This is a genomic window from Tsukamurella conjunctivitidis (genome assembly GCF_007858475.1).
Lineage (GTDB): Bacteria > Actinomycetota > Actinomycetes > Mycobacteriales > Mycobacteriaceae > Tsukamurella > Tsukamurella conjunctivitidis.
The window spans coordinates 264,842-289,654 of sequence record NZ_VIGX01000001.1 but is presented as its reverse complement, the minus strand read 5'-3'; the positions used below and the strand labels follow the sequence as shown (position 1 = coordinate 289,654).

At 72.1% G+C, this 24,813-nt stretch carries 23 protein-coding genes and 1 riboswitch; of the genes, 11 read left to right on the top strand and 12 right to left on the bottom strand.

Going from position 1 to position 24,813, the window contains the following annotated elements; genetic code table 11:
• The first annotated feature begins 2 nt into the window (after positions 1–2).
• Together thiD (FK530_RS01350) and thiD (FK530_RS01345) are read left to right on the top strand one after the other, a co-directional pair.
• On the top strand, positions 3–863 hold the full coding sequence (gene thiD, locus FK530_RS01350) for a bifunctional hydroxymethylpyrimidine kinase/phosphomethylpyrimidine kinase (protein ID WP_191834281.1): 861 nt from the start codon (positions 3–5) through the stop codon (positions 861–863).
• 124 nt (positions 864–987) lie between these two features.
• Positions 988–1,830 carry a bifunctional hydroxymethylpyrimidine kinase/phosphomethylpyrimidine kinase gene (thiD, locus tag FK530_RS01345; protein ID WP_146485185.1) on the top strand — a complete coding sequence of 281 codons (843 nt, stop codon included), beginning with the start codon at positions 988–990 and terminating at the stop codon, positions 1,828–1,830.
• On the opposite strand, the gene FK530_RS01340 is transcribed toward thiD (FK530_RS01345), so the two are convergent.
• The 3 genes from FK530_RS01340 to FK530_RS01330 form a co-directional block, all read right to left on the bottom strand.
• Positions 1,796–2,977 (bottom strand): AbrB family transcriptional regulator, encoded by a 1,182-nt coding sequence (locus FK530_RS01340; RefSeq protein WP_231706451.1) that lies wholly within the window; start codon positions 2,975–2,977, stop codon positions 1,796–1,798. The genes thiD (FK530_RS01345) and FK530_RS01340 overlap by 35 nt on opposite strands.
• 107 nt (positions 2,978–3,084) lie before the next feature.
• Positions 3,085–3,843 (bottom strand): hypothetical protein, encoded by a 759-nt coding sequence (locus FK530_RS01335; RefSeq protein WP_146485184.1) that lies wholly within the window; start codon positions 3,841–3,843, stop codon positions 3,085–3,087.
• Positions 3,840–4,778 (bottom strand): ABC transporter ATP-binding protein, encoded by a 939-nt coding sequence (locus FK530_RS01330; protein WP_146485183.1) that lies wholly within the window; start codon positions 4,776–4,778, stop codon positions 3,840–3,842. The genes FK530_RS01335 and FK530_RS01330 overlap by 4 nt, the downstream gene beginning before the upstream one ends.
• A gap of 89 nt (positions 4,779–4,867) precedes the next feature.
• On the opposite strand from FK530_RS01330, the gene FK530_RS01325 reads away from it, so the two are divergent.
• The 4 genes from FK530_RS01325 (at position 4,868) to FK530_RS01310 (ending at position 9,686) form a co-directional block, all read left to right on the top strand.
• Entirely contained in the window at positions 4,868–6,364 is a 1,497-nt protein-coding gene (locus FK530_RS01325; protein ID WP_146485182.1) for a serine/threonine-protein kinase, read from the top strand.
• The gene (locus FK530_RS01320; protein ID WP_146485181.1) at positions 6,342–7,256 is read left to right on the top strand and encodes a serine hydrolase; all 915 of its coding nucleotides are present in this window, start codon (positions 6,342–6,344) and stop codon (positions 7,254–7,256) included. The genes FK530_RS01325 and FK530_RS01320 overlap by 23 nt, the downstream gene beginning before the upstream one ends.
• A gap of 82 nt (positions 7,257–7,338) precedes the next feature.
• Complete coding sequence (locus FK530_RS01315; RefSeq protein ID WP_146485180.1) at positions 7,339–8,184, top strand: LuxR C-terminal-related transcriptional regulator; 846 nt, start codon at positions 7,339–7,341, stop codon at positions 8,182–8,184.
• Between the two features lie 152 nt (positions 8,185–8,336).
• Positions 8,337–9,686, top strand: coding sequence for an MFS transporter (locus FK530_RS01310; RefSeq protein ID WP_223120711.1), 1,350 nt, complete (start codon positions 8,337–8,339; stop codon positions 9,684–9,686).
• Between the two features lie 4 nt (positions 9,687–9,690).
• Here FK530_RS01310 and FK530_RS25720 read toward each other — a convergent pair whose 3' ends face one another.
• From FK530_RS25720 to thiO, 5 genes are all read right to left on the bottom strand, one after another.
• Positions 9,691–11,043 carry a TetR/AcrR family transcriptional regulator gene (locus FK530_RS25720; RefSeq protein WP_158645000.1) on the bottom strand — a complete coding sequence of 451 codons (1,353 nt, stop codon included), beginning with the start codon at positions 11,041–11,043 and terminating at the stop codon, positions 9,691–9,693.
• Positions 11,044–11,054: 11 nt separating this feature from the next.
• Positions 11,055–12,410 carry an ABC1 kinase family protein gene (locus FK530_RS01300; RefSeq protein WP_316250502.1) on the bottom strand — a complete coding sequence of 452 codons (1,356 nt, stop codon included), beginning with the start codon at positions 12,408–12,410 and terminating at the stop codon, positions 11,055–11,057.
• A gap of 79 nt (positions 12,411–12,489) precedes the next feature.
• Positions 12,490–13,293, bottom strand: a complete 804-nt coding sequence (locus FK530_RS01295; protein ID WP_146485177.1) for a thiazole synthase — start codon at positions 13,291–13,293, stop codon at positions 12,490–12,492.
• Positions 13,286–13,483, bottom strand: coding sequence for a sulfur carrier protein ThiS (gene thiS, locus FK530_RS01290; RefSeq protein ID WP_146485176.1), 198 nt, complete (start codon positions 13,481–13,483; stop codon positions 13,286–13,288). The genes FK530_RS01295 and thiS overlap by 8 nt, the downstream gene beginning before the upstream one ends.
• The gene (thiO, locus tag FK530_RS01285) at positions 13,474–14,508 is read right to left on the bottom strand and encodes a glycine oxidase ThiO (RefSeq protein ID WP_146485175.1); all 1,035 of its coding nucleotides are present in this window, start codon (positions 14,506–14,508) and stop codon (positions 13,474–13,476) included. The genes thiS and thiO overlap by 10 nt, the downstream gene beginning before the upstream one ends.
• A riboswitch (TPP riboswitch) is annotated at positions 14,502–14,613 on the bottom strand. (Overlaps the previous gene by 7 nt.)
• Before the next feature lie 33 nt (positions 14,614–14,646).
• On the opposite strand from thiO, the gene thiE reads away from it, so the two are divergent.
• Complete coding sequence (gene thiE / locus FK530_RS01280; RefSeq protein WP_146485174.1) at positions 14,647–15,312, top strand: thiamine phosphate synthase; 666 nt, start codon at positions 14,647–14,649, stop codon at positions 15,310–15,312.
• Between the two features lie 201 nt (positions 15,313–15,513).
• Here the strand turns inward: thiE and FK530_RS01275 are convergent, their stop codons facing one another.
• Complete coding sequence (locus FK530_RS01275) at positions 15,514–15,987, bottom strand: NUDIX hydrolase (protein WP_146485173.1); 474 nt, start codon at positions 15,985–15,987, stop codon at positions 15,514–15,516.
• Between the two features lie 152 nt (positions 15,988–16,139).
• On the opposite strand from FK530_RS01275, the gene FK530_RS01270 reads away from it, so the two are divergent.
• From FK530_RS01270 to FK530_RS01260, 3 genes are read left to right on the top strand one after another with little or no spacing between them, the layout of a single operon-like run.
• Positions 16,140–17,477, top strand: a complete 1,338-nt coding sequence (locus FK530_RS01270; protein ID WP_146485172.1) for a GlnX family signal transduction membrane protein — start codon at positions 16,140–16,142, stop codon at positions 17,475–17,477.
• Positions 17,474–18,454: a glutamate ABC transporter substrate-binding protein gene (locus FK530_RS01265; RefSeq protein WP_146485171.1), complete on the top strand. Its 981-nt coding sequence runs from the start codon at positions 17,474–17,476 to the stop codon at positions 18,452–18,454. Before FK530_RS01270 ends, FK530_RS01265 begins: the two co-directional genes overlap by 4 nt.
• A gap of 6 nt (positions 18,455–18,460) precedes the next feature.
• The gene (locus tag FK530_RS01260; protein WP_146485170.1) at positions 18,461–20,797 is read left to right on the top strand and encodes a serine/threonine-protein kinase; all 2,337 of its coding nucleotides are present in this window, start codon (positions 18,461–18,463) and stop codon (positions 20,795–20,797) included.
• Between the two features lie 10 nt (positions 20,798–20,807).
• Here the strand turns inward: FK530_RS01260 and FK530_RS01255 are convergent, their stop codons facing one another.
• Genes FK530_RS01255 through FK530_RS01245 form a run of 3 tightly spaced genes read right to left on the bottom strand, consistent with a single transcriptional unit; the run spans position 20,808 to position 23,835 of the window.
• Complete coding sequence (locus FK530_RS01255; protein WP_146485169.1) at positions 20,808–21,647, bottom strand: ABC transporter ATP-binding protein; 840 nt, start codon at positions 21,645–21,647, stop codon at positions 20,808–20,810.
• Positions 21,644–22,735, bottom strand: coding sequence for a FecCD family ABC transporter permease (locus tag FK530_RS01250; RefSeq protein WP_146485168.1), 1,092 nt, complete (start codon positions 22,733–22,735; stop codon positions 21,644–21,646). Before FK530_RS01250 ends, FK530_RS01255 begins: the two co-directional genes overlap by 4 nt.
• Positions 22,732–23,835 (bottom strand): FecCD family ABC transporter permease, encoded by a 1,104-nt coding sequence (locus FK530_RS01245; protein WP_146485167.1) that lies wholly within the window; start codon positions 23,833–23,835, stop codon positions 22,732–22,734. Before FK530_RS01245 ends, FK530_RS01250 begins: the two co-directional genes overlap by 4 nt.
• A 43-nt stretch (positions 23,836–23,878) precedes the next feature.
• On the opposite strand from FK530_RS01245, the gene FK530_RS01240 reads away from it, so the two are divergent.
• Positions 23,879–24,805, top strand: coding sequence for an ABC transporter substrate-binding protein (locus tag FK530_RS01240; protein ID WP_158644999.1), 927 nt, complete (start codon positions 23,879–23,881; stop codon positions 24,803–24,805).
• Positions 24,806–24,813 lie beyond the last annotated feature (8 nt).

Genomic DNA, 24,813 nt, shown 5'->3' with positions numbered 1-24,813 from the left:
TGGTGGTCGGCGGACCGTCGCGCCTGCCGACCGCCGCACAGGGGGTCGCGCCGCGCCGCGTTCTGACCATCGCCGGATCGGATTCCGGTGGCGGCGCGGGGATCCAGGCCGATATGCGGACTTTCGCCGTGCTGGGGCTGCACGCGTGCGTCGCGATCACTGCGGTCACCGTGCAGAACAGCGTGGGCGTGCAGGACTTCCGCGGCGTGGAGCCGGCGATCGTGGCGGCCCAGATCCGTTCCGTCGCCGGCGACATCGGCGTGGAGGCGGCGAAGACCGGGATGCTGGCGTCCACCGGGATCATCGAGGCGGTGGCCGCCGCCGCGGACGCGGAGGACATCGGTCGGGGCCGGGCGACGCCGCTCGTCGTGGACCCCGTCGCCGCATCCATGCACGGCGATTCCCTGCTCGCGGCGGAGGCGCTGGACGCACTGCGGTCCGAGCTGATCCCCCGCGCCACGCTGCTCACTCCGAACCTCGACGAGGTCCGGCTGATCACCGGGATCGAGGTGGTGGACGCCGCCTCGCAGCGCGCCGCCGCGGACGCTCTGCTCGCGCTCGGCGCGCAGTGGGCGCTGGTCAAGGGAGGCCACCTGCGCGAGCATCCGGAGAGCCCGGACCTGCTCACCGACGGCACCGAGTCCGTGGAGTTCACCGCACCCCGCGTACCGACGGGTCACGATCACGGCGCGGGCGACACCCTCGCCGCCGCGACGACGGCAGCACTCGCGCACGGCGCGGCCGTGCCGGAGGCGGTCGCCTTCGGTAAGGCCTGGGTGACCGAGGGCCTGCGCTGGGCCTACCCGCTCGGAGCGGGTCACGGCCCCGTCAACCCGCTCTGGGCGGTCGCCGCCCAGGTATGAGGCCGGGAGGCCTCGCGGTCCCGTAGGCGCGTGATCGGCGGCGGTCGTCGCACTCCGCGCAGCAGCGCGCTCGCGGCGCGGACACCCCCGCCGATCCGGCTGTTCCCGGCGGTATCCTCGGCGCATGCGGTTCCTCCCCCTGCCCGATGCCGGCGAGACACCCGTGCGGGTGATGACCATCGCCGGGTCCGATTCGGGCGGCGCCGCGGGCCTCCAGTCGGACCTGCGTACGTTCGCCCTCGCCGGCGTGCACGGCACGAGCGCCGTCACGGCGGTCACGGTGCAGAACAGCTTGGGCGTCACCGGCTTCCACCCGATCCCGCCCGAGACCGTGGCGGGACAGATCCGGGCGGTGGTGGAAGACATCGGGATCGGCGCCGCCAAGACGGGCATGCTGGCGACGGCTGGGATCATCGACGCGATCGCCGATACCGCGGAGGAGCTGGGGATCGGCGCGCGGATCCCGTTCCTGGTCGACCCGGTCTGCGCGTCGCAGCACGGCGACCCGCTGCTCACCCCGGAGGCGCTCGCGACCCTGTTGCGCCGCCTGTTCCCGTTGGCGCACCTGGTGACCCCGAACCTCGACGAGGTGCGGCTCATCACCGGGATCGACGTGGTCGACGAGGCGACGCAACGCGACGCCGCCCGCGCCCTGCACGACCTCGGCCCGCGCTGGGCGCTGGTCAAGGGCGGCCACCTACGGACCGCGGCCACCAGCACGGACGTTCTCTACGACGGTGCCGATTTCCTCGAGTTCGAGGCGCCCCGGTTGGCGACGCGGCACGATCACGGCGCCGGCGACACGCTGGGTGCCGCCACCGTCTGCGCGATGGCGCACGGCTTCGCCGTGCCCGAGGCGGTCGCCTTCGGCAAGGAATGGGTGACCCGCTCGCTCGCGGCGGCCTACCCCGTCGGGGCGGGTCACGGCCCCGTCAACGCGTCGTGGAGACTGCGCGAGTTTCCCTGAGCCCACCCCACCGGTTCATCGCCCCCACCACGAGGGGCAGCGCGAGCACGACGATGATCAGGCGCAGGCTCTGCACCGTGGCGATCAGGGCCATATCCGCATCGGCGCTGCCGGTGGCACTGGCGACGACGGCGTTGATGCCGCCGGGCGTGGTCGCGAGGTAGGCGTCCGACAGCGGCACCCCCGTCATCCACGCCGCGGCCCCCGCCAGGACCGCCACGAGGCCGCACAGGACGACGATGGCGCCCGCGATCGCCGGCAGCAGATGCGCGAGCCGTCGGAGCAGGCGGCGGTCGAACATGAGGCCCACCTCCAGCCCGACCACGATGAGCAGCAACTCCTTGAACGCGCCCTGCGGCGCGAAGCCTCGGGTCAGCTCCGAGCCGCCCATCACGGCCGCCAGGAGCATCGGACCGATCAGCCCGCCCCCGGGCAGCCGGAGTCTGCGGCCGAGCCACATACCCGCCATCGCGAAGACGAAGGCGGTGGACAGGCCGGCCACCTGGTCGCCGCGGCCCACGATCTGCAGGTCGAGCAGCCAGGACTGGGACGAGGCCGTCACACCGCCCGCCAAGCCCACCATGACGAACGGCGCGGTGAGGCTCACCAGCAGCACGCGCGAATACTGCATGACGCCGACGACGTCCTTGCGGGCTCCGAGCTCGTCACAGAGGGTGACCACCGCCGACGAGCCCCCGGCCATGAGGCCGAGCGTCGCCGTGCGCTGGTCGAGCCCCGAGGCCCATCGGCTCAGCACCCACGCGGTCGCGAGGGACAGCAGCACCGTCAGGACGGAGATCGCGAGGAAGGGCGCGAGCACGGGTCCGACGGACCGCATCGCCTCCAGATTCAGGTAGCCGCCGAGCATGACGCCGATGAAGGCCTGGGTCCACCTGCTGACCTCGGCGGGGACGGTGACCTCCCGTCCGATCGCGATGCGCAGCACCGCGCCCAGCAGGAGCGCGGCGAGCAGCGCGGGCGCGGGCACCCCGAACAGTCCCATCGCCTCGGCGAGCAGCCACGCGCCGACCAGTACCGCCAGGTACCGCGGTCCGCGGCGCGCGAAGACCCGCCGGACCGGTCCGGGGGCGGGTTCGCGCACGGAGGAGTCCGGGGTGGTCGGCGGGGCGGCACTGTCGACGCTCACACATTCTGTGTAGCACTGCGAACGATCATCTGCCAGGGTGGACGACGAACGTTCACGCGATGCTTACAATTGCAGTGTGAACTGGGACGATATGGGTGCCGGGTGAGTCAGGCGTCACGTCGCGCGACGAGCGCGGCGCCCCCGAGCCACAGCGCCCCGATCACCACGACGAGGTATACGAAGGACACCGACGCGCCCCACGGGAAGCCCTCGTCGTAGAGCACGCCCATGAAGTTCTGCAGGTTGGACAGCGGTAGGTACGGTCCCGCGGCCCGGGTCTGCGGGATCGATGTGATCACGTTGTCGACCACGAACAGGTATCCCAGCAACAACGTGATGGCACCCGCGCCGTTGCGCAGTGCGCAGCCCACCGCCACGCCCAGGATCGCGGCGAAGGCCGTCCCGACGGGGAAGGCGAGGAAGGAGCCCGCGCCGGAGCGCAGCACCTCGGCGGGGGAGCCGTCCACGATCACCCCGAACAGCAGCACCGCGACCACCATCGCCACGGCGTAGCTCACCGCGCACACCACAGCCACCACGAAGGTCTTGGCCAGCAACGCGATCCACCGGTTCGGCACGGCGAGGAAGGTGGCCCGCAGCGTGTTGTACCGGATCTCGGTGGTCACCGACAGCACGCCGATGACGCCGGCGAAGACGATGCCGATGCCGGGCAGGGCGGCGAAGCCCGAGAGCGGGGCGAGCGCCACCATCCCGATGTCGTCGACGGTCTCGCCGATGTTGCGGACGACGAGCGCGACGATCACGGTGAGCATCAGCGCCGCCGCGGACGAACCGATCAGCAGCCACCTGGTGGCGCGGACCGTCGCGAGTTTGACGAACTCTGCCCGTACCGCACGGACGATCATCCGATCCCTCCCATTCCGCGGTACTCCACCGCTCCCCCGGTCATCCGCATGAACACCTGCTCGAGCGAACTGTTCTGCGGCGCGAGCTCGGCCAGCGGCAGTCCCTCCGCGGCGGCGATCTCCCCCACCGCGTCGCTCGTGGCACCGCGCACCGTCAGGACGGTCCGGCCACCACCGCCCGGCGCGGCCTCCGCCGCCGCATCGACCGCCAGCCCCCGCGAGGTGAGGGCCCGGGCGAGCTCGCGGTCGCGCGGGCTGCGCACCCGGACGGTGCGCTCCGAGTTCTGCTCGATGAAGTCGGCCATGGTGCCGTTCCAGACGAGGTGGCCTCGGCCCACGATCACCACGTCGTCCGCGGTGAGCGCCATCTCGGACAGGAGATGACTCGAGACGAAGACGGTGCGGCCCTGCGCCGCCAAGGATTTCATGAAGGTGCGCACCCACACGATGCCCTCGGGATCGAGACCGTTGACCGGCTCGTCGAACAGCAGCACGCCCGGGTCGCCCAGCAGCGCACCGGCGATGCCCAAGCGCTGGGACATGCCGAGGGAGAAGCCGCCCGCCTTCTTCCGCGCCGCGTCCGTGAGGCCCACGGCGGCGAGACACTCGTCGGCGCGCCCGGCGGGTATGCCGCTGGCCACCGCGAGCCACCGCAGGTGATCGCGCGCAGTCCGGTTGGGATGCACCCACTTCGCGTCGAGGAGCGCGCCCACCTTCGTCATCGGGCGGTCGATCGAGCGGTAGTCGCTGCCGCCGATCGTCGCGCGACCCGCGGTCGGGCGGTCCAGTCCGAGGATGCAGCGCATCGTCGTGGACTTGCCCGCGCCGTTCGGCCCCAGGAACCCGGTGACGCGACCGGGCCGGACCGCGAACGACAGGTCGTTCACCGCCCGCACCGCCCCGTAGGTCTTGGTCAGTCCCGCGACTTCGATCATGGATTCACGCTAACAATTGTTCCGCCGCGCCGCCGTGACGCGCGCACGGCCATAGACTCAGCGGACCGGAACCGCGGAGGGGGCGAGTGATGGGTGGGGACTCGGCGAACGACCGGGCGGGGACGACCTTCGGCCCGTACCGGCTGGTGCGGCTGCTGGGCCGCGGCGGCATGGGCGAGGTGTACCTCGCGCACGACACCGTCAAAGGACGGGACGTCGCGCTCAAACTGCTCCACGCCGGCGCGGCGCAGGATCCCGGCTTCCGGGAGCGGTTCACGCACGAGTCCCGGACCGCGGCCCGCCTCTCCGATCCCCACGTCATCCCGATCCACGACTACGGCGACATCGAGGGCACGCTCTACCTGGACATGCGGCTCGTCGACGGCAGCAATCTCGCGGAGCTCGTCGCCACCGGGCCGCTGCCGCCGGAGCGGGCCGTCGATCTCGTGACGCAGGTCGCCTCCGCCCTCGACTCCGCGCACCTGCAGGGCCTGGTGCACCGCGACGTGAAACCCGCCAACGTGCAGGTCACTCCGTCGGGGTTCGCCTACCTCCTCGACTTCGGCCTCGTCGTGACCGGCGACGCCGACCGGCTCACCTCCGCCGGCCTGTTCGTCGGCTCGCAGGCCTACGCCGCACCGGAGCGCTTCGACGGCGGCGGAGCCACACCCGCGGGCGATGTCTACTCGCTGGCCTGCGTTCTTCACGAGCTGCTCGTCGGCCGGCCACCGTTCGCCGCGGCGTCCCTCTCCGAGATGATGCGGCACCACCTGCTTTCGGCGCCGCCCCGGGCGTCCGCGACCGCGGCCGTCCCCGCCGCGCTGGACGCCGTGATCGCCAAGGGCATGGCGAAGCGCCCGGAGGACCGGTATCCCACCTGCGGCTCCTTCGCTCGAGCGGCCACCGCCGCGCTGCAGGGCACCCCGCAGAGCTGGGGCACCACGACGACGGTGCCGTCGGCGCACCACCCGGCGGGACCCCCGTCCGCACCGCAGCCCACGCAGATCTCCTTCCCGCACAGCGGCTCGAGCGGGCAACCCCGCTACGTGACGCCGAGCTACGCTCCGCCCGCCGCGTACCCGCCGCAGGCCGCGGCGGTGCCCCGGCGGAACCCGGCGCTGTTCCCCGCACTCGCGGTCGGCGCGGTCCTGCTGATCGCCGCGATCGTCGCCGCCGTCGTCCTGCTGCGCGGGAACGGACGCCCGGCGCCGGTCGCGTCCACGACGACCACCGACGCGCCCGCCTCGGCCACCGTCACCAGCACGTCACCGTCGACCACGCCGACGGTGACGAAGGCCGCCCAGCCGCCGAACGTCGAGGTCTGTCCGGAGAGCACCGGCGCGGTCTTCGGCACCGTCGCCGCGGACCGGGGCAGCGGCGTTCCCGGCGAGCCGTACACCTCGTGCGGGTTCGCGAATGCGGTCGCGGCCGCCTACCGAGCGCGGTTCACCGCACCCCAGTCGGGCTCCGTCGCGGCCGTGAGCCCGGTCGCCACCGATCTCGGCGCGATCGCCATGTCGTGCACCGGCACGACGAACATCGTGACGTGCCGGGGAGGGAACAATGCGATCGTCTACATCTACTAGCGCCGCGCTGCTGCTGGTCGCGCTCGCCTCGTCCGCCTGCACGATCGGCGACGCCGGCTCGGCGGGCCCCGCGGCGTCCTCGGCGTCCTCCGCGGCGATCGATCCCGGCGCGCCCGGATCGCCGGCGCCGGCGGCGCCCTCCGCTTCGGCGCCCTCGATCCCGGCCCGCCCGGATCCGTTGCGCACCGCCCTCGACCGGGCCGTCTCGTCGCTCCCGGGGCAGGCGAGCATCGCCGTCGCGGGCGGCGGGCGCGTCGTGGCCGCGGGGAACGTCACCGGCCTCCCCGCCTGGTCCACGTCGAAGGTGCCGCTCGTGATGGCCGCGATGCAGCGCGCCGGGACGACGGAGCCGACCGTCACCGCCGACATGCGCGCCGCGATCACCCGCTCCGACAACGACGCCGCCGAGGCGATCTGGACGTCCCTCGGCACCCCCGCGAAGGCCGGGATCGCGATGCAGCAGGTGCTGCGAGCCGGCGGCGACTCCGAGACGGTCGTGCAGTTCAGCAAGGTGCGCCCGGAGTACTCGGCGTTCGGCCAGACCCGGTGGGAGGACGGTCCCGCGGCGACCTTCGCGGCCGGGCTGCCCTGCACTCCGTCGGGCCGGGCGACCGCCGCGTTGATGCGCGAGGTGGACGCGAACCAGCAATGGGGCGCCTACGGCCTGCGCGGCGCGCAATCGGTGGGCGTCAAGGGCGGGTGGGGTCCGGGTACCGACGGCGCGTACGTGGTTCGGCAGCTCGCCGTCGTACAGACGGCCCGCGGCTACACAGGCGTGATGCTGTCCGCGCGGCCCGCGGACGGCGCTTTCGCGTCCGGCAGGGCCGCTCTCACGCGGCTCGCCGAGACGGTCCGCCAGCAGCTCGGGGTCCTGCCGGCGGGGTCCTGCTGACTCGACGGGTTGTGGTTCCCGTCACATCGCCGAATCGGTCATGCCATGATGAATCACCCGCAGTGAACGCCCGGAGGGAGCGATGACCGTCAGCACGATCGACACCGACGTGACGCGGTCCGCGCTCCGAACCATTCGTACGCGCACAGAACTTCCCGTCGCCTTCGTCGGCCTGGTCGACGAGGACCGGGTGATCCTCAGCGGCGGTGTCGGCCTGCGGACCCCGGCGTTGAACGGACTGCCCGTCGCCCGCGGCGCGGGCCTCGGGGGGCACGTGCTGCGCACCGGGCGCCCCACGGCCGTCGCCGACTACGGCACCGCGGGGATCACGCAGCACTATCACGCCCATGTCCAGGCCGAGGGCCTGCGCTCGATGGTCGCGGTGCCGCTCGCGGTGAGCGGCGTCGTCCGCGCGGTCTTCTACGCCGCGGACCGCCGCCAGTCCACGTTCGGCGACACGATCCTCGGCGCCGTCGCGAACACCGTTCGCGACCTCGCGTACGAGCTGCGCGTGCGCGACGAAGTGGAGCGGCGCATGCAGTTCGCCGAGGCCGCCGCGGCCGAACGCTCCGCCCTCGGCGGCGTCGACCGTGAGCTCCTGCGCGAGGTCTTCTCGGAACTCCGCGCGCTCGCCGGGGAGATCACCGACGGTGCGGTCCGCTCCCGCCTGGAGTCCGCGTGCGGGCGGATCACCGACCTCGGCCGCCCGCTCGATGATGTCGCCCGGCCCGAGCGCCCACTCACCGCGCGCGAGCTGGACGCGCTCGCGCAGGTGGCGCTGGGATGCACGAACGCCGAAGTGGCGCAGCGACTGTCGATCAGCGCTGAGACCGTCAAGGCGTACCTGCGCAGCGCGGGACAGAAGCTGGGCACGCGGACCCGGTTCGAAGCGGTGACGCGCGCCCGGAGCCTCGGCCTGCTGCCCTAGCGACGCGCACCGTCGGCCCCCTACCCCCTTTCGGGGGTAGAGACGATGTGACGGCGATCACTAGCGTTCGGGACGTTCACCGACCCCGAGGAGCACCCGTGAGCGCACCCGAACTCCCGTCCGTCCCGAAGTCCCGGCTCCGCCGGGTCGCGATGGCCAGCTCGATCGGCACCACGATCGAGTTCTACGACTTCTTCATCTACGGCACCGCCGCCGCCCTGGTGTTCCCCACCATCTTCTTCTCGAACATGAGCCCCGGCGTCGCGACGCTGGCCTCGTTCGCGACCTTCGCGGTCGCCTTCTTCGCCCGCCCCGTGGGCGCGATCCTGTTCGGCCACTTCGGTGACCGGATCGGCCGCAAGCGCACGCTGGTGTGGACACTGCTGATCATGGGCGCTGCGACGGTGATGATCGGCCTGCTGCCCGGCAGCGAGACCGGCGTCTTCGGGCTCTTCCCCAACGGCATCGGCACGCTCGCCCCGGTCCTGCTCGTCGTGATGCGGTTCCTGCAGGGCTTCGCGGTCGGCGGCGAGTGGGCCGGCGCGACCCTGCTCACCGCCGAGTACGCCCCCAAGGGCAAGCGCGGCCTGTACGCGATGTTCCCGCAGCTCGGGCCGTCGTTCGCGTTCTTCCTCTCCAGCGGCACGTTCCTGCTGTTCACACTGACCGCCGGCGATACCAAGAACGCCGAGAGCGCCTTCATGACCATCGGCTGGCGCATTCCGTTCCTGATGTCCGCACTGCTGGTGCTGGTCGGCCTGTGGGTGCGGCTGACCGTCGAGGAGACCCCCGTGTTCACCGAGGTCCGCAAGCGTGCGATGAGCGAGATCAACCGCACCAAGCTGCCCTTCCTGGACGCGATCCGGTTCCAGTGGAAGGAGATCCTGATCGCCGCCGGCGCGCTGGCATCGCTGTTCTCGTTGTTCTACATGGGCACCGCGTTCCTCACGAATTACGCGACCAAGAACCTGGGCTTCCCGCGCACCACGGTGCTGGCGATGGGCATGGCGGGCGCCGTCTTCTTCGGGCTCGCGATCGCCGCCTCGGCCGTCTACTCCGACAGGATCGGCCGCCGCAAGGTGATCATGACCTCCTGTGCCCTCGCCGTGGTGTGGTCGCTGGTGCTGTTCCCGATCCTGGACACCAAGAGCCTGCCGATGTACGCCGTCGGCCTGATCGGCACCCTGATCATCTTCGGGATCGCCTACGGGCCCGCCGGGGCCGCGCTCCCCGAGATGTTCCACGAGCGCTACCGCTACACCGGTGCGGGACTGGGCTACAACCTGGCAGGCATCCTCGGCGGCGCCATCCCGCCACTGATCGCCGCGAAGTGGGTCGCCGACGGTCATCAGCTGTGGGTGGGTTTCATGCTCGCCGGGCTGTCCGCGGTGAGCGTGCTGTGCTGCTACCTGATGGTGGAGACCAAGGACCACGACATCGTCGAGTCCGCGCCGTCCGACCGGGACGAGGCACGTCCCGGTGAGGACCTCGCCGCCGTCTGACCGATCAGACCGTCCGGGCCCCGCCGAGAAGCAGATTCGTGACCACACGAGCGCTTCCGGCGGGGCTCGTCACGTCCACGTCGTTCACCATCGCGGCGACGGTGCCGAGCATGTAGCCGAGCCAGACCTCTGCGATATCGCCGATGTCGAGGCTCTCGTGCAGCAGGCCCGCACCGCGGGCGTGGCCGAGGATCGCCGCGAACCGGTCGGTGGCCTCGCGGTACAGCCTCAGGTAGGTGTCGAAGGCCTCGACGTCGACGCCCGGCACCTCGAGCGCGAGGAACCGGAACTCGTCGAGCCGCTCCGCGATGTCGAGCAGGACGCCCAGGTTCAGGCCCAGGATCGCGGCCTGTAGTTCCTCCGCGCTGACCTCCTCGGGCAACGTCCCGACGACGGCGTCCAATCGGTCGAGCACGGCCGTCCGGTTCCGCTCGATGAGCACCGCGAGCATGTGCCGCTTGCTGTCGAAGTAGTTGTAGAACGTGCCGTGGCTGACGCCGGCGCGCTCGGTGATCTCGCGGACCCCGACCGCGGCGTAGCCCTTCTCCACGAACTCGGCGATCGCCGCGTCGATCAGCTCGGCCGAGCGGCCGGCGGTCGGGGCGGGCGGTGCCATCGGCTCCGGGGCCGCCTCGGTGGACGGCGCGAGGGCCGGCAGCGCGGTCCGGGCACCGTCGGACAGGACCCCGCTCGCCGACATCCGGACGGCGGCGCGCACGTAGGCCTGCCGCCGTTCGGGGTCGTCGCCGCCGGTCAACGCCATCACCAGGCCGGGCACGCCGAGCGCGGGGAGCAGGCGGCCGAGTTGCACGGTCTCCTTCTCCGGGTGCTCGGTGCGGGTCACGATCCACCCGCGGTCGCGGGCGTGGCCGAGCGCGCGCCCCATCATCGAGTCGAAGGTCTGGTACAGGCCCTGGATGCGGAACCGGAGCTCCTCGTCGACGGTGCCGGATTGCACCATCACCACCTTGACGATGTCCGGACGCGAGTCGACGAGGTCGAACAGTCGCTCAGCGACGCCCTCCACCATCTTCTCGGTGGCCTCGAGATCGCCGCTCGCGGTCACCTCGACGACCCGATCCGGAGCGATCGCCGTCATCAGTTCGTCGACGCACCGATCGAAGACGAGGTCGAGGAGCTCGCGCTTTCCCTCCACGTACCGGTACAGCGTGCCCTGCCCCATGCCAGCACGCCGGGCGATGTCGGCCACCGAGGCCTGCTCGTAGCCCTGCTCCGCGAAGACCGTGAAGGCGGCGTCCGTCAGCTCCTCGCGGCGGCGCTCGGCGAGGCCGACGGAGGGCGGCCGGCCGCGGCGCGGCCGGGGGGCCTCCGCGACGCGCGACTCCGGTACCGACATGGTTGAAGATTCTATCCTGCGTCGGCTCCGCGCAGGTCCCGCCACTCTGCGATCTCAACACCCATCGTCGTGGCGGGTCCACCGAGACCGAGTACCTCGCACGCGATCGCCCGCCACGGCGCCGTCGCGCGGAGCTCGCCGAGCAGCGCCACGGTCGACATGTCGGTACGGCGGCCGAGAGCGTGCTCGGCCTGCAGCATCTGGCCCTCGAACTTGTCGTAGAAGCCGCCCGCCGGAAGGGCCGCGGCGATCATCGCGCGCCGCGCCGTCCCCGGAGTGATGGTCACCGCGCCGTCGTGCAGGTGCCAGCCGACGACGTTGTCGATGTACTCGGCGAGGTCGTCGGCGCTCATGAGGTCGGGCCGCCCGATGAAGCCCGCCCGGACGGCGAGCGCGTGCACCCGGTCGGACTCGCCCCGCAGCAGCGCCGTGAAGAGCTCGCGCTCGAAGTCGTGCTCCGCGTCCGTCAGATGCACGGTCATCCCGAAGTCGACGAAGCCCGCGCGCCCGTCGGGCAGGATCAGGACGTTGCCCGGGTGCGGGTCCGCACAGAAGCGGCCGGTGCGGTACATCTCGCCGCAGTAGAAGCGGTACACCGCCTCTCCGATCCGGTCCCGCTGCTCGGGGGCCAGGTCCGCGGCCGCCGCGAACGGTGCGCCGTCGAGGAATTCGGTCACCAGGACCCGACCCGTGCACAGCTCGTCGATGGGCTGCGGTACGGCGATGCCCGGGTGCCCGGCGAAGAGCTCGGCGAAGTAGCGGTGATGGCGCAGCTCGGCGACGAAGTCGAGCTCGGCGAGCACCTGCCGCGCGATCTCCTCGGACAGTGCCGCGGCGTTCGTGGCGGGGATGTACTTGCCCAGGACCTTGAGCAGCAGCCGCATGTTCTTGAGGTCCGCCCGGACCATGGCGTCCACCCGCGGGTACTGGATCTTGACGGCGACCTCCCGGCCGTCGTCGAGGACGCCGCGGTAGACCTGCCCGATCGACGCGGAGGCGATCGGCCCGTCGAGCCGGGTGATCCGCCCGCGCCGCGCCCCCAGCTCCCGGTCGAGCACCGCCATCATCGCGGCGTCCGTCCACCGCGGGGCCGCCTGGAACAGCGGTTGCAGCCGCTCCGCGAACGCCTCCCGCGCCGAGGTGCCCGCGATGCCGATGTCGATCACGGCCAGTAACTGCCCCAGCTTCATGGCGGCGCCGCGCATGCCGCCGAGCACCGTCACCAGATCGTCGGCGAGGGCGAGGATCGTCGCGTCCCGGGCGTCGCGGTCGGCCTGCTCGTCGCGGAACCGGGAGGCGGCACGGGCCCCCGCCGTCCGGGCGGCGTGCCGCACCGCGACACCGCCGATCTGCGCGCTGCGGCGGATCCGTCCCGACGGTGCCGCCGACGCCGCGCCGTGCCGTCCGGACGGCCGGGCGGGCGTGGCGGGGTCGCGCCCGGCGGAGTCACTCCCGGCCACGGGATCCCGTCGCACCGGCCATGCGGCCGTCCATCGGCGAGGAGGGCACCGCCCAGCGGCGCTGCGGGATGCGGCCGGCCCCGCGTGCGAGCCTGCCCGCCTCGACCGCGAGTCGCATGGCGGTCGCCATCGCCTCCGGGTCCGCGGCGCGGGTGACAGCGGACGCGAGAAGCACGGCGTCGCAGCCGAGTTCCATCGCGAGCGCGGCGTCGCTCGCGGTACCGATACCGGCGTCGAGGATCACCGGCACGGGGCTCTGCGCCACGATCATCTCGATGTTGTGCGGGTTGAGGATGCCGAGTCCGGTGCCGATGGGTGAGCCGGCGGGCATCACCGCGGCACAGCCCACGTCGGCGAGTCGCCGAGCGAGGATCGGATCGTCGTTGGTGTACGGCAACACGGTGAAGCCGTCGGCGACCAGCTCCTCCGCCGCGTCGACGAGGGCCACCGCGTCGGGTAGCAGCGTCCGCTCGTCACCGATCACTTCGAGCTTGACCCAGTCGGTGTGCAGCGCCTCGCGGGCGAGGCGCGCCGTGAGCACGGCCTCCGCCGCGCCGAGGCAGCCGGCGGTGTTCGGCAAGGGCATGATGCCCAGCTCGCGGATGGTTCCGAGGACGCCGCCGCCCTCTGCGAGGCTGGTGCGCCGCAGCGAGACCGTGGTCACCTCGGTGCCCGACGCGACGAGCGCGGCGCGCAGGTGTTCGAGATTGGCACTGCCGCCGGTGCCGGTGATGAGCCGCGAGCCGAACTCCCGGCCCGCGATGACCAGTGGATCGGTGCGCTCAGCCACCCTGGACCGCCGTGAGCACCTCGATGTCGGCGTAGGCGGGCAGCGCCTCGTCCCATCGCGACCGCGGATGGACGGCGCCGTTCACCGCGATCGCCACGCCTTTGTCCGGGAGTCCGAGCTGGTCGAGCAGCGAGTGCGCCGACGTACCGTCGAGCACCTGCCGGTCGTCGCCGTTCACCGTCAGCTCCATGCCTGCACCTCCTGCTGTAGCACCATATCGGCCGCGCGCGCACCCGTCACCGGGGCGAGCAGCAGCCCGTTCCGTCCGTGTCCCGTCGCCGCGAAGAGGCGGCCGCGCAGCGGCGCGATCACCGGGACGTTCCCCGCCGTCGTGGGCCGCAGTCCCGCCGTCACCTCGGCGAACTCGTACTCACGCAGGAAGGGCAGCACCGTGAAGGCGTCGTCGAGCAGCTCCACCACGGGGCCGATCCGGACGCCCAGGTCGTGGTCGTTCTCGTACTGGGTCGCGCCCACGACCACGCCGTCGGCGCGGGGCACCACGTAGACCTGCCGGCCGCGGACCCGCGCGCGGACCGTCACCTCCGGGGGTGGCAGGCACGTCGGCCCGCGGCGCAGCCGCACCACCTCCCCCTTGACCGGTCGCACCTCGAGCTCCGGCGCCAGCGCCGCGGAATCGGCTCCGGCGCAGAGGATCACCGCGTCGCCGGGGAGATCGTCGACGTCCCCGGAACGGACCGACTCCTCCTGGAACGTCACGCCCGCGGCTCGGCACGCCGCGAGCAGCGCGCCGTGCACGAGCCGGTTGTCGACCGCGATCTCCTGCGGCGCATGCGCCGCCGCCCGGATCCGCGGCGCCGCACCGGGAACGGCGCGCGCCGCCGCCGACGGGCGCAGCGGCCCGAACAGCGCGGGCTCCCCGACCGCCGCGGCGATGGTCTCCAGGTCGGCGGCGTCGCCGTCGTCGACGGCGAGGTGGACCGTGCCCCGCGACGTGATCAGGGGACCGTCGGCGAAGGGCTGGAGGTCGCGCGCGAATCCCTCCCACAGGCCCAGGGATTCGACGCCGAGCCGGTACAGCTCCTCCTCGCCGGGCCACGCCTCGGAGTACGGGGCGATCATGCCGCCCGCCACCCAGGAGGCGCCGGAACCGGGGCACGGGTCGACGACGGTGACGGTGCTCCCCCGCCCTGCCAGCGCCCGGGCGACGCTGAGGCCGATGGTGCCTCCGCCCACGACGGTCACAGTCTTCTTCACGCAGAAATCCTTCCTTCGCCGGCATTACCCGGATCAGGTCTGACGGTCAGGGGCGCGACGTGCCCCACTCTCAGCCCCGCGGCGGGAGCTCCCGTGTGTACGTGCCCCAGCCTACTCCGCCGGGCCTACGCTGGGGCCATGATCTCCCCCCGCGAACGGCTCGCCTCCGCCTCCCTGTACCTGTGCACCGACGCCCGCCGTGAGCACGGCGATCTCGCCGAGTTCGTGGCCGCGGCGCTGCGCGGCGGCGTCGACATCGTGCAGTTGCGCGACAAGGGGTCCGTGGGCGAGCGGGAGTTCGGCGCGATCGAGGCGGCGCAGGAGATCGAGATCGTCGCGCAGCTGCGGGAGATCGCGCACGAGCACGGTGCGCTCGTCGCCGTGAACGACCGCGCCGACATCGCCTACGCCGCGCGCGCCGACGTGCTGCATCTCGGGCAGGACGACCTGCCCGTGTCGGTGGCGAGGGAGATCGTGGGGCCGGACGTGGTCATCGGCCGATCCACGCACGACGGTGCCCAAGCGCACGCGGCCGCGCTCCAGGAGGGCGTCGACTACTTCTGCACCGGCCCGTGCTGGCCCACGCCCACCAAGCCTGGCCGCACCGCGCCGGGCCTGCCGCTCGTGCGGGAGACCGCGGCGGCGGCGCCCGCCCGGAAGTGGTTCGCGATCGGCGGCATCGACCTGCCCCGCGTCCCCGAGGTGACAGCGGCGGGCGCCGAGGCGATCGTCGTGGTCCGCGCCATCACCGCCGCCGACGATCCCGAGGCCGCCGCCCGCGCCCTCAAGGCCGCCCTCGGCTGATCGCCGCCGTCCACCGGCCGCGCTGCGGGTGCTGGAGCCGCGAGCCGGTCCGATACAGCTCGATCAGCACGGGCCGCAGCGCCTTCCCCCACCCCGGGCTCCCTAGCGGGACGCGCATTGCCTGCGCGGGTCGTGCATTCCCTACGTCCATGGACGTAGGGAGGTGGCCGCCCCGCTAGGGAGGGCGCGGCAGCGGAACGCCTACCCCTCCGCGACGAGAGCGCGGACCTGGACCTGGAGGTCCGGCCAGGCGGTGGCGAAGGCGGGGTGCAACTTGCGGTCGGTGACCGAGCCCAGCGACACCCACTCCAGCGCAGTGGACTCCTCGTTCGGCACCAACTCGCGCGGCTCGACGAGACGGGCGAGCACCGTCGTATAGGTCCAGCCGACCTGCGACCGCGCGGTGACCACCTCCGAGAGGACCTCGAGCGAGGTGGGCGGCAGCCCGGTCTCCTCGAAGGCCTCGCGGAGCGCGGCGTCGGCGGCGGACTCGTGCGAATCGCGCGCGCCGCCGGGCAGCGCCCACGTCCCGCCCTGGTGACTCCACCACGCCCGGTGCTGCAGTAACACCCGGCTCTCGTCCGGCGACAGAGCCAACAGACCCGCGGCGCCGAACCGGCCCCAGAACCGGGAGCCGTCCGGGTCGCGGACCCAGCCGTTCCCGTCACCCAACATGGCACCCACCGTAGCCGAACGAAGGACGGATCGGGCGCCGTCTCTGCGCGTCATCCCGTCTGTGGGAGGTCCCCGCGCGATAGGGTCGGAGGCACGATGTCCGCAGTGGCCCGACCCCGGCCGAAGGGTGCGACACAGGGAAGGAGCAGACGGTGACAGCCCAGGCGTCGAAGAACCGGCAGCTGTCGTCACTGCGCCTGAGATCCTTCCCCGAATCCTCGGTTTTCGCGGAACTGCGCGAGTTCTTCACCTCCAGTCCCGGCAAGCTCGTCTCGATGGCGCTCGTGCTCATCACGATGTGCCTGTTCGCCGGCTGGTTCACCTCCGCGGCGCAGCTCTCGCGGACCGAGGTGCTGCAGCAGAACCTCGCCGACTACGAGCCGCGCGCGCACGCGGCACAGGTGCTCTACAGCTCCCTCTCGGCGGCCAACGAGTCCGCCAACGCCGCGTTCGTCGCCGGGGGCCTCCCGTCCGACGAGATCCAGAGCAGCTACAGCATCGCCCTCGCCACGGCGGGGAAGGCCCTCATCACCTCCGCGACGAGCCTGCCCGCCGATGACGGACGCGCCCACGACAACCTCGACACCCTCGCGATGAACCTGCCCGTGTACACGGGGCTGGTCGAGACGGCGCGCACCAACAACCGGCTCGACAACTCGGTGGCGGCGGCCTACCTGGCGACCGCGTCCACGCTCATGCAGGACACACTGCTCCCCGCGGCGGAGAGCTTCTACCGCGAGGAGACGGAGAACCTGCGCCGCACCCACGACCAGTTCGCCGCGCCCCCGTGGGCGATCTACGGCGTGCTCGGCATCGCACTGGCGTCCGTCCTCCTCACCCACCAGTACCTCGCCCGGCGCACGCAGCGCAGGGTGAACCGCGGTCTCGTCGTGGCCGCCGCCGCCCTGACCATTGCGATGACGTGGGTGGTGATCGCGGGCTTCACGTCGTCGACCTACTCCCTGCGCGCCGAGCAGCGCGGCACCGCGGCGGTCGACGCGCTCTCCCAGGCCCGCACCCTGACCCAGAAGGCCCGCTCGATGGAGACGATGGGGCTGGTGCAGCGCGGTGCCGGCCGCGGCGTGCCCGCGTCGGCCTTCGCCGAGACGTTGCAGAGCGCGGAGGAGGACCTCAAGGCGGTCGGCGACTCCGACCCGCAGATCGCCGCGGCCGTCGACGCCGCGCGGGCCGACGCGCAGCGCTGGGTCACCGCGCACCAGCAGATCGCCGCGCGCGAGGCGACCGGCGACTACCTGGGCGCGACCCGCCTCGCCATCGGCACCGACCCCGGCTCCGCGGCCGTCGCCTACCGCTCGCTCGACGGTCACCTCACCGCGGCGATCGACCGCGCCCGCACGCTCTACCGCGACAACGTCAACACCGCCCGGTTCGCGATCGCCTTCTCCGGACCGGGCGCGTTCATCCTCTGCGTCCTCGCCGCCGCCGGGGTCGCAGCCGGCTTCTACCCCCGGGTCAGGGAGTACCGATGATGCGCCGCACACTCAGTGGGATCGCCCTCGGCCTGACGGTCGCGCTCGCGTCGACCGGTTGCGTCGTCTCCGCGCCGGAGGCACCCGGCGACGCGGTCACCGCGGTCGCGCAGCCGATCCCCGGATCGGGCGCCGTGGTCCCGACCGACGCCCCGATCCCGCCGGAGGTGTCGATGTGCACCGCCACCCCGTCCCCGTCGGGCCTGCCCGCGCCCGGGCAGATGGCACCGGGCACGACGATGGCCGACATCCACGACCGCGGCCGGCTCGTCGTGGGCATCGACATCGGGTCGAACCTGCTCTCCTTCCGCGACCCCATCACGGGCGAGATCAAGGGCTTCGACGCCGACATCGCGCATCAGATCGCCGCCGCGATCTTCGGCGACCCCGACCGCATCCACTTCCGGATCCTCTCCACCGCGGAGCGGCAGAAGGCGCTCGAGGAGGGCACCGTCGACGTGGTCGTCAAGACCATGTCGGCCACCTGCGACCGGGCGAAGTCGGTGGCCTTCTCCGCCACCTACTTCATCGCGCAGCAGCGCATCCTCGCGCCGCGCGGCGCACCGATCAACACCGTCGGCGACCTCTCCAGCCGCCGCGTGTGCGAGGTGCGCGGCACCACGTCGCTCGACCGGGTGCGGAGGCTGGTGCCGAGCGCGACCATCATGGCCGCGGACTCCTGGTCGGACTGCCTCGTGATGCTCCAGCAGTCCCAGGTGGACGCCATCTCCACCGACGACGCCATCCTCGCCGGGCTCGAGGATCAGGACCCGAACCTCACCATCACGGGTCCGTCGATGGGACTCGAGTACTACGCCGTGGGGGTCGGGAAGAACAAGACCGACCTCGTGCGTTTCATCAACGGAGTGCTTCTGCGGATGGCCTTCGACGGAACGTGGATGCGCCTGTACAACCAGTGGTTCGCCCCGTCGCTCGGGCAGGTCTGGTCGGCTCCGGCGGCGAGGTACGAGGGGTGATGCACGATGACTGACGACGTCGACGAATCCGAGCACACGCAGGCCCAGGCCGTCGTCTTCGACGACGAGGAGGAGGAGGAGCAGGGCACCGTCGGCGCGCCGATGGTCGACCTGTTCGACGACACCGAGCCGCCGCCCGTCGGAACCCAGGTGACGACGGTGCCGCCGCCCGCTCCCGCCGTGGCCACTGAAGCGACGCCGCGGTTCGGCAACGGACCCGTCCGCACCGCGAGCACCACTCGGGTCGCGGCGCGGCGGCGCGTCGGCGGCGGTCTCGTCGAGATCCCCCGGATCACGGAGGTCGACCCGTCCGAGGCGATCCGCACCAACCCGATCATCGCGGAGGGCAAGCGGTACTGCTGGAACTGCCGCAAGCCCGTCGGCCGCGCCCACGACGGCGAACCGGGTCAGCTGATCGGCACCTGCCCGCACTGCGGGGCCCGGTTCTCCTTCGAGCCGGCGCTCAAGCCGGGCGACATCGTCGCCGACCAGTACGAGATCAAGGGCGCGATCGCGCACGGCGGCATGGGGTGGATCTACCTGGCCACCGACCTCAACGTGGTCGACCGGCCCGTCGTGCTCAAGGGCCTGCTCAACTCGGGCGACGCGCAGGCGCAGGCGGTCGCCGTCTCGGAGCGACGGTTCCTCGCCGAGATGACTCACCCGTCCATCGTGAAGATCTACAACTTCGTCGAGCACCCCGATCCGGACGGCACCCAGATCGGCTACATCGTGATGGAGTACGTGCCGGGCAAGACGGTCAAGGACATCCTGACCGAGGCGGGCGACGACGCCGGCGCCGGCGCCAAGGTGGAGGTGGAGCAGGCGATCGCCTACATCCTCGAGGTGCTGCCCGCGCTCGGCTACCTGCACAGCCTGGGCCTGGCGTACAACGACCTCAAGCCGGACAACATCATGATCAGCGAGGAGGACGTCAAGCTCATCGACCTGGGCGCCGTCGCCCCGCTCGCCGGCTACGGATACATCTACGGCACACCGGGATTCCAGGCACCGGAGATCGGGAAGACCGGGCCGTCGGTCGCCTCCGACGTGTACACGGTCGGCCGCACGCTCGCGGTCCTGGTCGCCAACGTGCCGATGGAGAAGGGCCGGTACGTCGACGGCCTGCCCTCCCCCACCGAGGACGACACCCTCGCGAAGTACAACTCGCTGTACCGGCTGCTGGTGAAGGCGACGGCCGAGGACCCGGAGGAGCGCTTCTCCTCCGCCGCGGAGCTCACCGACCAGCTGCTGGGCGTGCTCCGGGAGTGCTTGTCCACCAAGTCCGGTGAGCCGCGGCCCGGGCTGTCGGTGGTCTTCACGCCGCAGCGCTCCACCTTCGGTGTCGAACTGATGCTGCGGGCCGTCGATCCCGATCCCGAGGTGCACGACGATCGACTGCGCGCACCGGAAGTCCTGGCGGCGCTGCCGATCCCGATCGCCAACCCGTCCGATCCCGCGGCGGGCGTCCTGGCGCTCACCATGCGCAGCGACCCCACGCAGATCCTCGACTCGCTGGCCGAGCTGCGCGAGGCGATGGCGGGCACCGTCGAGATCGACCTGGCCGAGGCCCGCGCGCACCTCGAGCTGGGTGAGGTGGACGCCGCCACCACGCTGCTCGATTCGCTGGCCTCGCGCGAGCCGCACCGCTGGCAGGTCACCTGGTACCGCGCCGAGACGGCGCTCATGCAGGGCGACTACGCAGCGGCCTACGACTACTTCGAGACGGTGACCGATCAGGCGCCCGGCGAGGCCGCCCCCAAGCTGGCCGCCGCCGTCGCCGCCGAATTCTGCTACGTCTCGGGCGAATCCGACCCGGACGGCTGGCTGGACCGAGCGCGCTGCCGGTACGAGAACGTGTGGCGCACCGACCGCGGCATCATCTCGGCGGCCTTCGGCGCCGCGCGCATGCGGCGCGCGGCGGGCGACATCGTGGGCACCGTCGAGATCCTCGACCAGGTGCCGTCGACCAGCCGGCACTACCACAACGCGCTGTGCTCCTCGGTGGTCGCACTCGTCCACGGGCGGGATCTGGCCGAGGTCACGGAGGCGCAGCTGCACGAGGCGGCGCGCCGCGTACGCACCCTGCCGAAGTCCGAGTTCCGCCGGCTGCAGCTGCGCGCCCTGGTACTGGGCGTGGCTCTGGGCTGGGTGCAGCACCGCAACCAGCACGGCCGCCTGGACGGCACCCGTACGCTCCTCGATCACGCGCTCACCGAACGGGGTCTGCGCAAGGCGACGGAGAAGTCGCTGCGCGACATCGCCGCTCTCGCCGAGCGCAAGCGGCAGCGGCACGCACTCGTCGACCTCGCGAACGCGATCCGGCCGCGCACGCTGTTCTAGCGCGGCAGCTCTAGGAGTCGCCGGTCCGGCGGGTGCCGATCGGGATGATGCACGGCCGGCCGGGCGCGACGGGATCGTCGATCACCCTGGAGTGCAGCCCGAAGGTCTCGCGGAGCATCTCCTCGCTGATGACCTCCGACGGAGCGCCCTGGGCGACCACGGCACCGTCGCGCATGGCGATGATGTGGTCGCTGTACCGGATCGCCAGGTTCAGGTCGTGCAGCACCATCACAACGGTCCGCCCCTGGCTGCTGAGCTCGTCGACCAGGTCCAGCACGTCGAGCGCGTGCGAGAGGTCGAGGTAGGTGGTGGGCTCGTCGAGCAGCAGCAGGTCGGTGCCCTGCGCGAGGGTCATCGAGATCCACACGCGCTGGCGCTGGCCGCCGGAGAGCGAGTCGACCGGTCGGTCCGCCAGGTCGCGGACGCCGGTCTGCTCGAGCGCCGCATCGACGACCTCGGCGTCGTCGGAGCTCCACTGCCGCAGCCACGACTGGTGCGGGTGCCGGCCGCGGGCGACGAGGTCGCCCACCGTGAGGCCCTCGGGCGCGAGGGGGCTCTGCGGCAACAGGCCCATCGTGGTGGCGATCTGCTTCGACTTGAGCTTGGCGATATCCGTCCCGTCGAGCACCACGTGCCCGGACGAGGGCTTGATCAACCGGGCGAGGGTGCGCAGCAGCGTCGACTTGCCGCAGCCGTTGGGCCCGATGATCGTCGTGACGACCCCGGTCGGGATGTCCAGGTCCAGGTCGTCGAGGACCGCTACCTGCCCGTACCCGGAGGTGACCTTGCGGGCGCCCAGGCGCGACGGGGCCGCCGTCGCAGTTTCGGTCGTGGTCACGGCCTGATTCATTTGGCCCCCTTGAGGTTCTGGCGGACGAGGAGATAGACGAGGAACGGGCCGCCCACGGCGGCGGTGATGATGCCCACCGGAAGTGCGACGGAGAACAGGGTGCGGGCGGCGAGGTCGGCGCAGGAGAGCAGTGCCGCGCCCATGAGCGCCGACGGGATCAGCGGCGGCGTGGGCAGCCGGGTCAGGCGCATCGCGAGCTGCGGCGAGACGAAGGCGATGAAACCGATCGGCCCGGCCGCGGCGACGGCCGCGGAGGCGAGCAGGACCGAGGCGATGAGCAGGACGGCGCGGTTGCGGCCGAGGCGCACACCGAGGCCGAGGGCGACGTCGTCGCCGAGCTGGACGGCGCGCAGCGGGAAGGCCGCGGCGAGCGCGATGACCGCGGCCGGTACGCCGAGGCCCAGCGCGGTCCACACGTCGGACCAGTCGCGGCTCTCCAGCGAGCCGACCAGCCAGGTCTGCGCGCGGGCCACGTCGCGGATGTCGGCGCGCACCAGCATCCAGTCGACGAGCGCGCGCATCAGGAAGGTGATGGCGATGCCGACCAGGATCAACCGCATACCGTCGACCCCGCCGCGGACGGCCAGGAGGTAGACGAGTCCGCCGGTGGCGAGACCGCCGGCGACCGCGACGACGGGGAGCCCGAAGTCGGTGTTGAGCGTGGCGGCCAGGGTGCCCGTGGAGGTGACAAGGAAGACGGCCGCGACACCCGCGCCCGCGGTCACGCCGAGGATGTCGGGGCTGGCCAGGGGGTTGCGGGCGATCGACTGCACGATGGCGCCGGACATGCCGAGCGCGGCGCCGACCACGAGCCCGACGAGGGCGCGGGGCATCCGCAGCTCCATGACGATGAAGTGCGTCGTCGAATCCCCGGTGCCGACGAGCGCCTGCAGCACCTCGCCGAAGGTCATCGGGAAGGCGCCGAGGCGGATGCTGGCGCAGAAGGCGACGAAGGCCACCAGCGCGAGCACGATCGTGACGGCGACGGGCCAGGGCCGCCAGACGAAGGAGACGACGGTGCCGAACCGCAGGCCGGGCCTGATCGGCGGCTTCTTCTGCTCGTCGACCGTGTCGAGGGTGGTGCTCATACCTTGACCGCCTTCCGCCACCAGACGAGAGCCACGAAGAAGGGCGCGCCGAAGAGCGCCACGACGATGCCGACCTCGAGCTCGCCGGGCCGCGCGACGACCCTGCCCACGATGTCGGCGGCCAGCAGCAGCCAGGCGCCCATGAGGGCCGAGTAGGGCAGCAACCAGCGGTAGTCCGGGCCCGTGAAGTAGCGCACGATGTGCGGCACCATGAGCCCGAGGAAGGAGATGCTGCCGCACGCCGCGGTGGCGCCGCCGACGAGCAGTGTCACCGCCGCGATGCCGACGGTGCGCGCCAGGTTGATGTTCAGGCCCAGGCCCTTCGCGACGTCGTCGCCCATGTTGAGGAGGTTCACCGCGGGGCCGTTGGCGAGCGCGAGGACCAGGCCGACGGCGATGAACGGCGTCACGACGACGATGACGTCGAAGCCGCGGCCGACCACGGCGCCGGCGTTCCAGAACCGGAGGGTCTCGAGCGAGGCGTTGTCGCTGAGTGCGATCGCCGAGGTCATCGAGCCGAGGAACATCGAGACGCCCATGCCGGCGAGCACCAGGGTCAGCGGCGAGCCGACGCCCCGGCCGAGGCTCGAGAGCCCGAAGACGAGGATCGCGGTGAGCGCGGTGCCGAGGAAGGCGAACCACACGTACTGGATCGGGGCGGTGAGGCCGCCGACGAAGGTGGCGCAGACCACGGCGAACGCGGCGCCCTGCGTGAGGCCGAGGAAGCCCGGGTCGGCGACGGGGTTGCGCGTGTGGCCCTGGATCAGCGCGCCGGCCAGAGCCAGCGCGGCGCCCGCGATCAGTGCCAGTAAGGTCCGCGGCACGCGCAGCGTCTGGATGATGATCGCGGCCTGATTGAGCTCGGGGTCCGCGGGGTTCGGTCCCGTCGTGTAGCGGTGCCACAGCCCGTCCCACACCAGCGCGGGCGAGAGGCTGCGCGAGCCGATCGCGAGCGACGCGATCACCGTCACCACCAGCAGTGCGAGCAGCAGGATCAGCCCGAACAGTCGGCGCTTGCGTCGGGCGGCGCCGGACGTCGGCTCCGGCCGCTCGGGCGGGGTGCCCCCGGTGGGGGCCTCCTCGGTCGCAGATAGGGTCACAATCGTAATGATAGGCTGCCCTTCATTCTATGGAAGGGGCGGTATGCGTCTGGTCTCGGCAGTGCTCGCGATTCTGCTCTCGCTCGCCCTCACGGCGTGCGGGTCGGCATCGGATTCGAGCTCGACGAGCGAGGCGCCCCAGGCGCCGCAGCGGGTCGCCTCCCTGGGCCTCGGCGACGTGGACACGCTCCTCGCGCTCGGCGTGGTGCCCGTGGTGGTCGCGCCGTGGGCGCAGGACGCGAAGGAGCCCGTCGGCGAGTGGGCCCGACCACTCCTGCAGGGCAAGAACCCGCAGATGCTGCTCGGCACCGGCACCGAGATGGACACGAAGGCCATCGAGACCCTCGCCGCGTCGAAGCCCGACGTGATAGTCGCGGTGAACTCCGGGTTCGACGATGCCACGTTCGCGCGGCTCGAGGCGATCGCGCCCGTGATCCGACGTCCCGCGCAGTTCGCCGCGTGGGGCGTGCCCTGGGAGGAGCAGGTCCGCGCGATCGCGGGCGGGGTGGGTCGCGCGACGCAGGGCGACGCGCTGATCGCCAAGACACAGGCGACGATCCGCCGCACCCAGGAGCAGCATCCGCAGTACCGGGGTAAGACGGCCGCCACCGTTCTCCCCAAGTCCGACGGCGGCTTCTACGCCTACGCCACCAGCGACGGCCGCGGCCAGGTGCTCACGATGCTCGGCTTCACGCTGCCCGAGACGGTGTCCTCGCTGATCCCGGCCGGGAAGTTCTTCGCCGAGATCCCGGCCGAGCGGGTGAACGTCCTCGACCTCGACGCGCTCGTGTACCTGGACTACGGCACCAAGGTCGACGAGGACACCGCCTTCCGCTCGCTCGCCGTGAGCCGCGATCATCGCGTCACGACCATCGACCGGACCATCGGCAATGCGATGTCGATGCCGAACCCGGTGACCATCGAATGGGTGCTTCAGCAGTTGCCGCCGCGGCTGCCCTCGTTCGCCTGACCCGCGGC

Excerpts from the sequence above, each read along its gene's own strand:
- thiD (WP_146485185.1), top strand. The coding sequence starts at position 988 with ATGCGGTTCCTCCCCCTGCCCGATGCCGGCGAGACACCCGTGCGGGTG.
- FK530_RS01335 (WP_146485184.1), bottom strand. The coding sequence starts at position 3,843 with ATGATCGTCCGTGCGGTACGGGCAGAGTTCGTCAAACTCGCGACGGTC.
- FK530_RS01330 (WP_146485183.1), bottom strand. The coding sequence starts at position 4,778 with ATGATCGAAGTCGCGGGACTGACCAAGACCTACGGGGCGGTGCGGGCG.
- FK530_RS01325 (WP_146485182.1), top strand. The coding sequence starts at position 4,868 with ATGGGTGGGGACTCGGCGAACGACCGGGCGGGGACGACCTTCGGCCCG.
- FK530_RS01320 (WP_146485181.1), top strand. The coding sequence starts at position 6,342 with ATGCGATCGTCTACATCTACTAGCGCCGCGCTGCTGCTGGTCGCGCTC.
- FK530_RS01315 (WP_146485180.1), top strand. The coding sequence starts at position 7,339 with ATGACCGTCAGCACGATCGACACCGACGTGACGCGGTCCGCGCTCCGA.
- FK530_RS01310 (WP_223120711.1), top strand. The coding sequence starts at position 8,337 with ATGGCCAGCTCGATCGGCACCACGATCGAGTTCTACGACTTCTTCATC.
- FK530_RS25720 (WP_158645000.1), bottom strand. The coding sequence starts at position 11,043 with ATGTCGGTACCGGAGTCGCGCGTCGCGGAGGCCCCCCGGCCGCGCCGC.
- thiS (WP_146485176.1), bottom strand. The coding sequence starts at position 13,483 with ATGGAGCTGACGGTGAACGGCGACGACCGGCAGGTGCTCGACGGTACG.
- thiE (WP_146485174.1), top strand. The coding sequence starts at position 14,647 with ATGATCTCCCCCCGCGAACGGCTCGCCTCCGCCTCCCTGTACCTGTGC.
- FK530_RS01275 (WP_146485173.1), bottom strand. The coding sequence starts at position 15,987 with ATGTTGGGTGACGGGAACGGCTGGGTCCGCGACCCGGACGGCTCCCGG.
- FK530_RS01265 (WP_146485171.1), top strand. The coding sequence starts at position 17,474 with ATGATGCGCCGCACACTCAGTGGGATCGCCCTCGGCCTGACGGTCGCG.
- FK530_RS01260 (WP_146485170.1), top strand. The coding sequence starts at position 18,461 with ATGACTGACGACGTCGACGAATCCGAGCACACGCAGGCCCAGGCCGTC.
- FK530_RS01255 (WP_146485169.1), bottom strand. The coding sequence starts at position 21,647 with ATGAATCAGGCCGTGACCACGACCGAAACTGCGACGGCGGCCCCGTCG.
- FK530_RS01250 (WP_146485168.1), bottom strand. The coding sequence starts at position 22,735 with ATGAGCACCACCCTCGACACGGTCGACGAGCAGAAGAAGCCGCCGATC.
- FK530_RS01240 (WP_158644999.1), top strand. The coding sequence starts at position 23,879 with ATGCGTCTGGTCTCGGCAGTGCTCGCGATTCTGCTCTCGCTCGCCCTC.